This window comes from Psychrobacter sp. CoH-33_TS_01, from assembly GCF_058189395.1.
Window position 1 is genome coordinate 1 of record NZ_JBVGQI010000003.1, and the last position, 13,888, is coordinate 13,888.

Below are 13,888 nucleotides of genomic sequence, written 5' to 3' on the forward strand. Positions count from 1 at the left end.
CAAGGATGGATGGAGAATAATCTACCTAAACTGTTTCATGATATGGGCTGTATCGATTTTATAAAGACTTAACTATATATAGCTTTCTTAGACTCAGATGATAGTTGGCATCCAAGTAAGATAGCTATCCAATATTCTTGGATGAGTAAAAATCCTGATATTGCACTAACCGGTCATGCTTTTAAAGAGTTAACAACTGACGATAAAAAAGATTTAATTGAAAGTTCGGATTTTTATAATATTGGAAAGTATAAATTACTTATTAGTAATAGGTTTCCGACGCCTTCAGTTATGTTAAAAAGAAATTTAAAACAAAGGTTTCCTAGTGGTAGAAGATATTCAGAAGACTATAGTTTATGGTTAGACATTTGCTTTTCGGATGAAAAATGTGCTCGTTTAGATAAAGAATTAGTTTATATATACAAAGCTGCATATGGGCATTCAGGCTTAAGTTCGCATTTATTTGAGATGCAAAAAGGGCAAATTAAAAACTTTAAAAATTTATATAAGAGGAGGGATATAAATATAATATACTTCTTAGGTGTTTTTTTGTATTCTTATTTAAAATTTGCTAGGCGTTTGGCGAAGACTTATTTTAAATAGATAATATCTATATATTATTATATTTAGAATAACGGTTTTTAAATTTTATTGCGTTTAACTATACTGGTCTGTAAAGTAAAATAATAGATTTTATTTTATCTATAACTAATTTGTACTTCTGTGTAGCCAGTTTATAGGTTTTTAGCTTATATTTTTTATAACTGAAAACGATATAGCGAGATTGAGATTAGTTTTTTGCAGTCTCTGTCGACATAGGCATAGCAAGCTAGAAAAATCATCACAGTCTCATTTCATAAAGTGATGTGTCTATTCTAATTGATATCAACTATAGTAAGAATTCGATATCAAATTATTTTTTATAGCTTACTTGATACACGCAATAAATTATTGTTTATAGAGAGGATTTGATGATTTAATAGACGTTATAGTAATTGTAATACTAATTATAAATAATGACTTACTAGTACGTCATTAAGTTGCAGTCAGTTTTCATAATGTACAGATGTTTTTTTCGTTGCTACTATATTAATATAAATTATTTTAATAGGATATAGGTTGAATATTTTATACATAGTCAATGAGCCTTGGTTTTTTTTGTCTCATCGTTTACCTATTGCTTTAGCGGCTAAGCAGCAAGGTGACACTGTACATGTAGCGACTAGAGCTGGGATGGCAGTAGAAGAAATCAGTGATATGGGCTTTATTCATCATAAAATTCCACTAACACGTAGTGGCAGTAGTATACCTAGTGAGTTAAATAGCTTGTTTACTATCTGGAAGCTATTAAGGGAAGTTAAACCTGATGTAGTGCATTTAGTGACTATCAAGCCGGTGATATACGGTGGAATTGCGGCTCGATTTACACCTATAAAAAAAGTCGTTGCGGCTGTATCAGGTTTAGGGACTTTGTTTTTATCTGAAGGTGCTATAGCAGCGTCTAAGCGTAAAGTGGGTATTTCACTCTACCGCTTAGCATTGGGTTCTAAAAAGACTACCGTAATTCTTCAAAATCCTGACGATAAACAGCTGCTTGAAAATCTTAAAATAGTAAAGTCAGAGCAGACAGTGTTAATTCGCGGTTCGGGAGTGGATCTCTTGGATTTTAATTTTACTCCTGAAAATTTAAGCAACAAACCTGTGGTTACTTTTGCTGCCCGGTTATTATTTGATAAAGGCTTAGCTGAGTACATTGAAGCTATTAAAATTTTGAATAAAAAAGGCTTAGAAGCCAGCTATCAGATAGTCGGTGATATAGATTCAGGTAATCCTACTAGTGCCAAAGACAAAGATATTGAGCAATGGCAGTCTATTCCTAATTTAACTGTGGTGGGCTATCAAAAAGATATGGCTGCTGTCTTCAAACACTCTAACCTTGTGGTATTGCCTTCTTACCGTGAAGGACTACCTAAAGTGCTGATTGAAGCTGCAGCTTGCGGAAGAGCAGTTATCACAACTAACGTACCAGGCTGCCGGGATGCTATAGAAGCAAATAAAACCGGTCTATTAGTAGCAGCTAAAAATTCTACAGAGCTGGCATGCGCTATTGAAAGACTAATTATAGATGCTGACCTTCGAGTAAAAATGGGCACTGCAGGACGTCAACTTGCAGAAAAGGTTTTTTCTATTGAGCAAGTGGTTGATACACACTTGTCTATATATAAACAAATAGACTAATAGTTTTATTTTGGGATGTTTACTTGATGACTAATGCTCACAGATTACTTATTACTGGTGCTACTGGCTTTGTCGGTAGTGCTTTGCAGCAACGCATACTTGCTGATGGCAATTATGATTTAACTATCGCAGTACGACGTGTTGTCAATACGTCTAGCACTGTAAGGGTCGTACAAGTTGATGACTTGACTGCTACGACCGATTGGACAGATGCTCTACAAAGTGTAGACACTGTCATCCACTCGGCTGCTCGTGTACACTTGATGAATGATAAGTCTATTGACCCTCTGGCTGAGTTTCGAAAAGTAAATGTAGAGGGTACTTTGAATTTAGCACGTCAAGCCGCTGCTGCCGGGGTTAAACGGTTCATTTTTATTAGCTCTATCAAAGTTAATGGTGAGGGTACCGAGTTAGGTCATCCTTATACGGCCGACTCTCAATCGAATCCGGTTGACCCTTATGGTATTTCTAAATATGAGGCGGAACAAGGGTTACTTAAGCTAGCCGAGACTACGCCATTAGAAGTAGTGATTATTCGTCCGACCTTAGTGTATGGTAAAAACGTCAAGGGTAATTTCCAGTCTCTAATCAAGTGGACTCATAAAGGCTTACCTCTACCAATAGGCGGTATTAAACAAAACTTACGGAGTTTGGTGTCTGTAGATAATTTAGTTGATTTCATCATTACCTGTGTTGAACATAAAAATGCCAGAAATGAAGTGTTTTTGATATCTGATGATGATGATATTTCGACAGCTGGTTTGTTGCAAGAGATATCAAAAGGATTAGGCGTCAAAAATAAAGCATTACCAATACCGGCCAGTGTAATAGATAAAGCCGCAACTATCTTAGGTAAGCCCGGCATTGCTCAAAGGTTATCGGGCTCACTACAAGTAGATATTAGTAAATCAAAAAGCTTATTAGATTGGCAGCCTAAATACTCTACCAGCGAGTCAATTCAGAAAGCTGCCCAATTCTATAAGTTAAACTTAGCTGATCATACCCCTATGAGCTTACAGAGACCTTTAGATGTGGTTTTTTCAGCGACAGGCTTAGTAATGGCTTCACCATTACTAATCGGTACGACTATAATTGGCTATTTTGATACTGGCTCACCTTTGTTTATTCAAGAGCGTGTAGGTAAGGATAAAAAACCATTTAAGCTGGTTAAGTTCCGTACTATGAAAGTTGATACTGCCTCTGTAGCCAGTCACTTAGCAGATAACAGCTCTATTACTAAGCTGGGTAAGATATTACGCAAGACTAAGCTAGACGAGCTGCCTCAGTTAGTAAATGTATTAAAAGGTGAGATGAGCTTAGTAGGTCCAAGACCTAATTTATTTAACCAAGAGGATCTAATAGAGGCTCGGGATAGCCAAGGTGTGTATGATGTGCTACCTGGCGTGACTGGATTGGCTCAACTAAGTGGCATTGATATGTCCACACCTGAGCTGCTTGCTGAAACAGATAAGCGGATGATTGAAAGCCTTAATCTGAAAAAATATTTTAGCTATATTGTTCGTACAGCTTTAGGTAAAGGTAGTGGCGATGCTGTTAAGAGAGAGGTTTGAGGGAGGGTACTGTCTGTAGGTCAATAATATATATAAACAGTTAAGTATTATTTTGTCTGATATAGAGTTAATGACTATTGCAGGTTAGATATATAGCGCTAATAATGGAAATGAAAAACACAAGATATAATAAGCTATAGATGGCCTTCACATTTGCGCATATGGCTGCTGCCTTTCCTTTTAAACGCAGCACTCGTTGGCTAAATTTTGGAGCCTTACTCATTGGCACTATGCTGACAGATCTGCCATATTTCTTACCTCGTTTTTTTAATCCGACTTGTACCGCTGCTCAGCAGTCTCACCAATGGTTAGGAGTATTTAGCTATTGCCTACCTTGGGGACTGCTCGTATTTCTACTCTGGTTTTATCTCTTAAAGCCAGCGGCTAAGTCGCTATGGTAACCTTGGCTTAGCACACCATTATTTCAACCGTCTAGTGCTAGCTATCGCACCTTGCGTGACACTCAAAAGACATTGTCATTAGCTATATACAAGCCACTGCTGATTTTCTGGCTGACAGTAATAGCTGGTATAGTCTTAGGGGCTGCTACCCATCTACTTTGGGATGGTATCACTCACCCCAATGGATTTATTGCTCAGCAAGTTTGGTGGCTACAGTATCCAGTCAGTCTGCCCTTATTAGGCGATATGAAAGTCGCACGGTTGTTACAGTACCTAAGCTCGTTACTTGGCTTAGGATTATTGTTTAGATTTGCCTACTTTAGACTCATCACACTTCGTACAAGTAATCTCTCCTCCAATGAGCAATGCATATTGGCACTGAGCTTAAATCTCTCGCCCTTCGTTATTAAAAAAAATCATAGTTTACTTATTCTTGGTTTGATGTTAATCAGTGCGCTAGTAGGTAGTGTCTTGGCTGCTCTAAAGTGGCGTCATGTATTATCAACGCATAAATACTATTTTCTCGCCGAAGTCTCAGTCAGCTTCTTACAGGGTGCTAGTGGGGTATTCATAGTTTATGCAGTGGTACACTATTTGATAAAGCAGGTACGTCTGCGCTAGCTTTGCGGCCGTTATTTATCATTATGCCTATGCCATAGAGATATCACTGCTATGGTTATGCAACTGTTAATATAAGTATTTTCGATATATTTACTATCGTATTTGCAGTATATAATGGGCTAAAAGATGAGACTGAAATCTTTGGCCTCATTATCATGCAGCAAAAGAAAGGTGAGATATTATGTATGCAAGAGTGAATTATCAGCGACTGAGTTTATTACTAAGTTTAGGACTTATGTCGATGTTAAGTACCGCCCAAAGCTTGCAGATGAATGATATCCGCCTAAAGTCTGACTTAGATTGGCTAAATACGCAGGGAGTAACGCAGATTAGTACCAGTACTTGGCCGCTAACTACTAACGAGATTAGTCGCGGACTAGCATCAGCTAAAGCAACTACGCTAGCGCAGCAGCAGGTCTTGCAATCAGTACAACGGTCGCTAGATAGGATCTCTGCAGTAGGCGTGAATGCATCATTAGATGTCTATTTACAATCTGACCGTGAGCAACTGCCACAAACTTTTGCAGATAATCAATTAGCTCGCCAACAAGCAACAGTATCTTTGGGATATAGCCAGCCACAATGGGAAACTAATCTACAAGCTAACCTCAAGAATGACGACTTGATAGAGACTGCCTCTAATAATGATGACGGATCAGATATTAGCTTTGAGGGGAGTTATATCGCAGGTACAGCAATCAATCAGTGGTTGATTGCTGGGCAAGTCCCGACTTGGTGGGGACCTGGCGTGGATGGTAGCCTAATACGAGGGGATGCTAGTCGTCCTGTCGTGGGGGTGACTATGCAGCGCGACCAACAGACTGCTCCCACTTCTCCCTATTTATCTTGGGCGGGTCCTTGGCAGTACCAACTGTTTGCTGGTCAGTTGGATGACTATGAAGCTGTACCAGAAGCTAAACTGTTCGGCATGCGTTTATCGGCGACTCCCTTTCGATGGTTAGAGCTAGGAGCCTCTCGTACCTTTATGTGGGGTGGTGAAGGTAGGCCAGAAAGCGCCAGTTCATTTTTCGATGCTTTAACAGGTATTAGAGATAATAATGATACAAGTGAGGGTGACCCTGCCAATCAGCTGGCAGGTTTTGATTTGCGTATGAATCTAGCGCCTTTAGTAGAGGTGCCAGCTAGCGTCTATGCTCAGTTGGTAGGGGAGGATGAGGCAGGCGGCTTACCTTCCAAAAATATGTATTTACTTGGGGCGGATTATGCATCTTCAATAAATGGAATGCCTTATCAGCTATACACTGAATACGCGGATACTCGAACGGGTAGTGAAGTGCGTGGTATTTCGTATAATCATCACGTTTATCGCGACGGTTACTATCAGCAGGGCTATCCATTAGGTCATAGCTTAGGGGGCGATGCTGAAAGCATATCTTTAGGCAGTAAGGTATGGCTCAGTGAAGATAACTTCATCCGTGCTAAATTACAGTATGCTGAAGTGAACCAATCGGATAGAGTGACCAACCAAGCTTTTCCAACGACTGATAAATTAAAAGTTATTGACATTGCATGGGACCATCAACTTAACCCACAAGCACTGGTCTCAACGAGAGTTTGGGCTGTAGACTCTGACATACACTCTAGTGATATTGGCGCGGGCGTAGGTTTAGAGTGGCAGATATATTAAGTCAATTCATTTTCTATAATAGAAAATATAGTATAAAGATTGTAGTATGCTTTTATACTCAAAAATACCTTCATCAATTATAGGTATAGTAAGCTGCCGCTTGCTTTATTAATCTGTAAATTCATGAGTTTTAAATAGTAAAAATAATAGTAAGTGAGGTAATCCACCATGTGTGGTGTCAATGGTTTTTTTAATACGCACGCAAATATAGCTGCGCAAAATGTAATAGCTCAAATGAATTTGGCTATCCATCACCGAGGTCCAGATGCCGGTGATTTTTGGTTAGATGAAGCAGTAGGCTTGGCTCTCGGTCATCAGCGCTTGGCTGTACAAGACCTTTCGCCAGCTGGCGCGCAACCAATGCATTCTGTATGCGGTCGCTATGTTTTGGTCTTTAATGGTGAAATATATAATCATTTAGACTTGCGTGCTCGTTTACTATCCGAAGGCTACTCGTTAGCTTGGCGTGGCCATTCTGATACAGAGACGCTGTTGGCTTGCTTTATAGCTTGGGGTATAGAAAGAACGCTGAAAAGCATGGTGGGCATGTTTGCAGTGGTCTTATGGGATCGTGAGAATCAAGTGTTGACCCTAGCAAAAGACCGTATGGGTGAGAAACCTCTATATTGGGGGTGGCAAGGGTCAAGTCTATACTTTAGCTCAGAATTGAAGGGGATTAAAGCACACCCTACTTTCAAACCGGTGATTAATCGTGATGCCATAACTTTGTTATTAAAGCATAACTGCATTCCGGCACCCTATAGTATTTATCAGGATATCGAAAAGCTACGTCCCGGCCATTGGTTGCAATTACCTTTATCGAATTTAGAAAAGGCCAAAAGTGCACGCCCTCAAGCCTATTGGCGCTTTAATGACATCGTGGAAACAGGTTTGGCCAATCCATTTACAGGCACTCCAACGCAAGCTGTTGATACTTTAGAGACTGCATTGACAGAAAGTATTAGTGGTCAGATGCAATCTGATGTACCCCTTGGGGCTTTTTTGAGTGGTGGTATTGATAGCAGTACTGTCGTGGCGTTAATGCAAGCACAAAGTCAGCGGCCCGTTAAGACGTTCACCATAGGTTTTGATGATGCAGGCTATAATGAAGCCACTCATGCAAAAGCGGTGGCAAAACATATTGGGACTGAGCACACTGAGTTATATGTACGTCCTGAAGATGCGCTTTCCGTAATCCCTAACCTAGCTTCTATTTATTGCGAACCTTTTTCGGACAGCTCACAGATTCCCACTTTTTTAGTCAGTCAGTTAGCCCGTCAACATGTAACGGTTGCCTTAAGCGGTGATGGGGGTGATGAATTTTTCGGTGGCTACAATCGTTACCTTACGGCTCAACAGGTATGGAATAAATGTCGTAAATTGCCAAAACCTATTCGTCAACTAACAGCAGCGGGACTTACGGGGATAGCTCCAAAAACTTGGGATAGCTTGTTTGATAAACTCGATCCTATTCTGCCTGAAAAACTACGTTTACGTACACCGGGTGATAAGGCACATAAGTTAGCGGGAGTTCTTAATATAGATAGTGGGGAGGCGTTCTATCAGAAGCTCACTAGTCATTGGGACTATCCAGCTCAATTAGTGATTGGTGCACAAGAACCAAAGACGCTAATCAGTGACCTAAATTGCTGGCCTCAAACAGATAACTTTCAGCACGCTATGATGGCTATGGACGCGCAGACCTATATGGCTGATGACATATTAGTCAAGGTTGATCGAGCGGCTATGGCCAATAGTTTAGAGACACGAGTACCTATGCTGGATCATCGTATTGCTGAATTGGCATGGCGTATGCCGTTAGAGTATAAAATACATAAGGGTGAAGGTAAGTGGCTATTAAAACAAGTGCTATTTCGTCATGTACCTCGTGACTTTATTGAGCGACCTAAGATGGGTTTTGCTATACCTATTCATAACTGGTTAAGAGGGGCTTTACGGGATTGGGCTGAGGCATTATTAGAGGAAAGTTTATTGCAGAAACAAGGCTACTTTCACCCAGCACCTATACGTAGAATGTGGCAAGAGCATTTAAGTGGAGCCTATAATCATCAGCATCAGTTATGGAGTATTCTTATGTTCCAGGCTTGGCTAGAAACTCAGTAAAAAACATTAACATGTAGACTAGGCTTTAGTTAATTAAGATTTATATAGTTAATGAGCTTCTTACCGCTGCCAATAATCTAATTTAAAAACCACACTAATAAGTGTGGTTTTTTCTTTTTGTAGTGCTCTAACATACTTCTCTTATATCACTTCAATCGCTCAGCCAGATTTTTTATTTAAAGAAAAATTATTTATATTCGGCAGATTTTTTAATACTAGGGATAGAAAAAATATTAATGAATAGAGTTGCTTATGATTTTAAACAAAGTAAAAAATAGTAACTTGGTGCTTTGAAGAAATGGTTTTTTAAACTAATGAATAGCTAGCACAGAATAAAATGTTTATCATATGGTTTCTGAACCAATGCATGGCATAGGATGAATAATGAAATTTATCGTTGTGAATGATATACATGCAAATAGCGCTGCCTTAAAAGAATTCTCTAAGATATTATTAACCCTAGGCATTGATAAATTGGTCTTCTTAGGAGATCTTTTAAGTTATGGGGTCAATGTCAAAGAAACTATAGGTTTAATGCATAGGTTAGCAGAGAGATATGATTGTATTTTTATTAAAGGCAATCACGATCAGATTTATTTTGATTATCAAAATAGCCAAGACTATCAATATAAAAAGTTCCCAGATTTTATTTTAGAATGCGTATTAGACACAGTTAATAAATTAGATGGTCTTTTAATCAATGAGTTTGCTTGGGTTAATAGTTTTTGTTACAAAGATATTATTTTTTCGCATGCGAATCTATGTGAATATGGGAATTGGTCTTATTTAAATAGCGAAAAAGATTTTGCTTTAAATTATGATATTTTAATTAAAAATAATTGGCGTGGTGCTATATTTGGCCATACCCATAGAGCTAAATATAAAAAATATCAATGCGATGGTATAAGTACTGATATTAAAAAGTTACCCATCAATACCAATATTGATTTCTATCAGGCTGATAGATTTTTAGTGACAAATGGCAGTATAGGTCAGCCACGAGGTTCTGTTGCATCTTTCTTAGTTTGTGAGATTGACGATAATAAGGTTGCCTTGAGGTCTGTGCCTATGAATTATGATATTGCTGCGCATTGTCAGTCCATTATCGACTCTAACCTTACGACTAAGACTCAACAAAAACTATTAAGCTACTATAGCGAGGTTTTGTCATGATTAGAGTTTTGGTGACAGGAGCGGGGGGAGGGGTTGGCCAAGGGATTATTAAATCTTTAAAGCTAATCAAAGATTTAGAGATTTATATCGTCACGGCGGATATGAGCGAGCTGGCCTCCGGACTGTATGGGGGCGATTATAGTTACTTAGTCCCCGCGGCCAGCCATAGTCTTTACTTTGCTAAGATTAAGCAGATTTGCGTCGTTCATGCTATCGATTTTTATTTTCCCGGTACTGATGTTGAACTGATTAATTGTGCCAACCATGCCGATGAATTTAAGACCGACCTTGGTGTAAATATTATAATTTCACCCATTAGCGTGATTGAAATAGCCAACGATAAGCTAAAGACCGTCGAGTTTTTGCAAGAGCATCATTTAGGTTACCCAATTACGCTATTGCCGCATGAAGTAGAGTGGAGCCAGATTGAATTTCCATTAATTATCAAGCCTAGAGTCGGCTGCCGCTCTATTGGAGTGCATTTAGTTCATAATCTAAATCAAGCTAAAATGGCCATAGACTCGCTACAGGCGCCTATTGTGCAAGAGCATATCGAGGGCTACGAATATACGTGCACCATCGCTATCTGTCAGGGGGTGGTCTCAGATGTCTTATGTTTGCGTAGGGAGCTAAGGTCGGGCGATACTTTCAGAGCTTTTCCGGAACACTCTTTGGTGATAGAGGACTATGTCAGAGAGATTGCAGTAAAATTAGGGATTTCAGGGTCTTGTAACTTTCAGCTGAGAGTGAGTGAGGCCGGCATACCCAAACTGTTTGAGATTAACAGTCGCTTTTCGGGTACTACACCTTTTTGTGCGCATTTGGGGTTTAATCCTGTGGAATTCTGTCTTAAAGCTCAGTTAGGCTTGCCTTATCAAAGTCATATAGATTATGACAAAGTCATTTTGCGTCACTGGACAGAGATAGTCTTAAAAAAACAAACTTTAGATAATATTAAGCAAAATCTTCATGGTAAGGTTTCTGCCCTTAAAGTCTCCAATATGTAGTATTAATTTAGATTGCACAAATTTAAACGGCGTAGTAAGAACTGGAACTATGTAGCACGAACTAAAGCCGCAAAACCTACCATTCAAACCTTAAAAGCACGGAGTCGAATAAACCCTAGATGGCCTTTACCGTCGCCCACATGGCAGCCGCTTTACCTTTTTATCGTAGCCGTCGTTGGTTGAATTTTGACGCGCTATTGATCGGTACTATGTTGCCCGACTTGCCTTATTTTTTGGATTTAGCCTTTTTGCAGCGGCTGTTCATAGGGTCTGCCAGTACGGTAGTTCGTCATTCTCATGAGTGGTCGGGTCTATTTAGTTATTGTCTGCCCTGGGGGCTCTTGGTATTTGGAGTGTGGTTTTGGGGGTTGAAACCTGCGGCAATAGCCTTAGCGCAGCCTTGGCTGGAGAGATCAGCAGGAGAGCGCCTACCACCTGCAAATGTGCCAAATTCTTCTACATCCCATACACCTTACCTTTTAAAGAATCGCTTGCGATTTGCCTTAAAGCGTGGTGGCACCTTTTGGTCTAAGGTCGGGGTAGGCCTATTCTTAGGCTCAGTGACCCATTTGCTTTGGGATGGCACGACACATCCGAATGGCTTTATCGCTGAGCAAGTGAGTATGCTGCAGCAGACCGTCATTATATATGGGTTAGGGCAGATACCGGTCGCCCGTTTACTGCAATACCTAAGCTCCCTGCTAGGATTGCTAATGTTAGGCAGATTCGCTTATTTGACCTATTGGTTGCCTAGCTCGAGCTATCAGCCTCAAGATAGCGCTTATCCCAGTACAACATCGCAAAAGTATTCCTCTAGCTATACTGTGCTCCAACCGTTAACTCTACAAAACTCTCATAGTCTTGTTATCATTAGTCTTATTTTGGCTAGTACCTTAATTTTCAGTTTAAAGGCTGCTGCTAAATGGCATACCCTACTAGTGTCTGATAGTTATTTTTTTCTAGCGAAGATTACTGTGGGTTTTATGCAAGGAGGCGGGTTGTTATTAGTCGTCTACGCGCTGCTTTACCATCTGTATTTACAAGTTCGAAAAGCCTTACTATTACCGAATATTTACCGACAGTAGTCACGACACCGCAATATTTAAAGCAAACAACTATGATCTCCCAACTAAAATATAAAGGACTGAGCGTGTGACTAAGTATAGAGCTTGAGTGGTGACACCGAAATTACCTTAACAGGCAGTAAGCAGCAATTAGATGCAGATAACTTCGTACGTAATAAATTCCAATACGCCAAAGTGAACCAATCCGATAGAGTGACCAACCAAGCTTTTCCGACCACGGATAAACTCAAAGCGATTGATATTGCTTGGGATCATCAGCTTAAACCGCAAACCCTTATCTCAACCAGAGTTTGGGCGGTAGATTCAGAGGTCGACTCTAGTGATATAGGAGCAGGTGTCGGTTTAGAGTGGCAATTGTATTGACGAGTAGCATGGTCTGTTACTACTGCTGAACCCAATGATTTTTAGCAACCACACTGTGAAGTGTGGTTTTTTATTGACTGCACTTTTTAACTGATTTTAACCGTTCTTCGCAAACACCCTTCGCAATACGCTCCAATCCCAGCTTATCAATCCTCGCTTAGCTCAGTTACATTTATTTCGTTTATCAGAGATAAATAATTTATCTGCAACTTCATATTGTTAATTAAATTTAAATAATAAATGTGGTATTTATAACTATATATTTGTTTACTACTTTAAATTGTTATTGTAGTATTATTTAATAATAACATTAGATAGAGTTATTATTGTTAGATTTCAAGTAGTTTCAATAAATCAGTTTATTTGAGCGTAACTTATGGAATTTACAGCAATAATCTTGGAGAAGTCTGCTGCAGTGCTTAGCAAAGTATTGTTTTTTGGGCTATTTGGATTACTCGCAAGTTGTGCGGTTACTTCTGGATTTCATGCGGGTGATTTGCCTCAGTCAGGACGCTTTTTAGCGTCAAACGGCATGCAGTTCCATATCCAATCATTGAGCTTAGCGAGTTTACCGTCTGCTTCGTTACCGACTACTGACCATAATAACTCTCCTCTGACTAACCATGAAGCCTATACCAACCACTCCCTATCTTCGTTATTAAAGCCCTCCAACCAAGCTGATTACCGCATTACCGCAGGAGATATTCTGAGTATTGCGCTAATAGACTATCCCGAGATTATTCCAGCGGCCAATACTAGCTCTAGCAATCCTTATGCTTCGGGCTTTGCAGTGGATCAGCAAGGCTACATTCAGTTTCCTTTGATTGGTCGAGTCAAAGCCGGCGGACTTAGTGTCTCGCAGTTTACGGCTAAGTTACGCGCGCAATTAAAAACTTATCTCAAATATCCAGACCCGCAAGTTAAGGTCATCAATTATCGTGGCAAAAAGTACTTTGTAGATGGCGCGGTAAAGCAATCGGGTGAATTCAACATGGCCGATGCACCGGTTTCCTTAGTAGAAGCAATTTCTATGGCGGGCGGGGCACTGGCGAGCGGCGACTCTAACAGTATCGAGCTGACTCGCCAAGGGACCCGCTATCAGCTTGGATTACGCAATTTACAAAATCAAGGTGTCTCTCCCAATCAGATTTATCTGCAGGATGGCGATGCACTGCATATCAATAATCGCGATCGCAACAAAGTTTACGTGTTGGGGGAGTTTGGTGAGATAGAGCCGCTGGAGATCCCTGAACAGGGGCTGAGTTTGGCGCATGTTTTGGGAGAATCCAAAGGCTTAGATGCCGAGACCGCTGATGCGGCTAAGGTTTATGTGATTCGTGATCGTCCAGGATACCGGTATGCCGATATCTATTATGTGGATATGCGCTCAGTAACCAATCTTGCTTTGGCCAATCGCTTCAAGATGCAGACTGATGACATTATCTATGTTGATCCTACCGGTATCACTCGCTGGTCAAGATTTATAGAGTCTATCCTGCCTTCTGCATCAGCAATTTCTTTAATCACGGGGCTGTAACTCTAATAGAGGCGGCCATCATAATTGAGGCAATTGAAAGGTTTAAATAAAGAGCGCTGCTATAAATAGCAAAAAGCAGAGATTCGATTGGGAAAATAACAATAACAAGTGCTGGTTTAC

The 13,888-nt window shown here is 40.0% G+C and carries 10 protein-coding genes and 1 pseudogene; all 11 read left to right on the forward strand.

Annotated features, from left to right (window positions below):
* Positions 1-141: 141 nt before the first annotated feature.
* Complete coding sequence (locus tag ACZ2XM_RS05885) at positions 142-603, forward strand: hypothetical protein (protein WP_490587473.1); 462 nt, start codon at positions 142-144, stop codon at positions 601-603.
* Positions 604-1,119: 516 nt separating this feature from the next.
* Entirely contained in the window at positions 1,120-2,238 is a 1,119-nt protein-coding gene (locus ACZ2XM_RS05890) for a glycosyltransferase family 4 protein (RefSeq protein ID WP_490587474.1), read from the forward strand.
* Positions 2,239-2,264: 26 nt separating this feature from the next.
* The gene (locus tag ACZ2XM_RS05895) at positions 2,265-3,809 is read left to right on the forward strand and encodes a hybrid nucleoside-diphosphate sugar epimerase/sugar transferase (protein WP_490587475.1); all 1,545 of its coding nucleotides are present in this window, start codon (positions 2,265-2,267) and stop codon (positions 3,807-3,809) included.
* A 140-nt stretch (positions 3,810-3,949) separates the two neighbouring features.
* A pseudogene (locus ACZ2XM_RS05900) lies at positions 3,950-4,831 on the forward strand (DUF4184 family protein).
* 241 nt (positions 4,832-5,072) lie between these two features.
* The gene (locus ACZ2XM_RS05905; RefSeq protein ID WP_490587476.1) at positions 5,073-6,479 is read left to right on the forward strand and encodes a capsule assembly Wzi family protein; all 1,407 of its coding nucleotides are present in this window, start codon (positions 5,073-5,075) and stop codon (positions 6,477-6,479) included.
* Positions 6,480-6,647: 168 nt separating this feature from the next.
* Positions 6,648-8,603 carry an asparagine synthase (glutamine-hydrolyzing) gene (gene asnB, locus ACZ2XM_RS05910; protein ID WP_490587477.1) on the forward strand — a complete coding sequence of 652 codons (1,956 nt, stop codon included), beginning with the start codon at positions 6,648-6,650 and terminating at the stop codon, positions 8,601-8,603.
* 384 nt (positions 8,604-8,987) lie between these two features.
* Positions 8,988-9,776, forward strand: coding sequence for a metallophosphoesterase family protein (locus ACZ2XM_RS05915; protein WP_490587478.1), 789 nt, complete (start codon positions 8,988-8,990; stop codon positions 9,774-9,776).
* Positions 9,773-10,783: an ATP-grasp domain-containing protein gene (locus ACZ2XM_RS05920; protein ID WP_490587479.1), complete on the forward strand. Its 1,011-nt coding sequence runs from the start codon at positions 9,773-9,775 to the stop codon at positions 10,781-10,783. The genes ACZ2XM_RS05915 and ACZ2XM_RS05920 overlap by 4 nt, the downstream gene beginning before the upstream one ends.
* A gap of 119 nt (positions 10,784-10,902) precedes the next feature.
* Positions 10,903-11,868: a DUF4184 family protein gene (locus tag ACZ2XM_RS05925; RefSeq protein ID WP_490587480.1), complete on the forward strand. Its 966-nt coding sequence runs from the start codon at positions 10,903-10,905 to the stop codon at positions 11,866-11,868.
* 84 nt (positions 11,869-11,952) lie between these two features.
* Entirely contained in the window at positions 11,953-12,231 is a 279-nt protein-coding gene (locus tag ACZ2XM_RS05930) for a hypothetical protein (protein ID WP_490587481.1), read from the forward strand.
* Between the two features lie 376 nt (positions 12,232-12,607).
* Positions 12,608-13,768 carry a polysaccharide biosynthesis/export family protein gene (locus tag ACZ2XM_RS05935; RefSeq protein ID WP_490587482.1) on the forward strand — a complete coding sequence of 387 codons (1,161 nt, stop codon included), beginning with the start codon at positions 12,608-12,610 and terminating at the stop codon, positions 13,766-13,768.
* Positions 13,769-13,888: the final 120 nt, after the last annotated feature.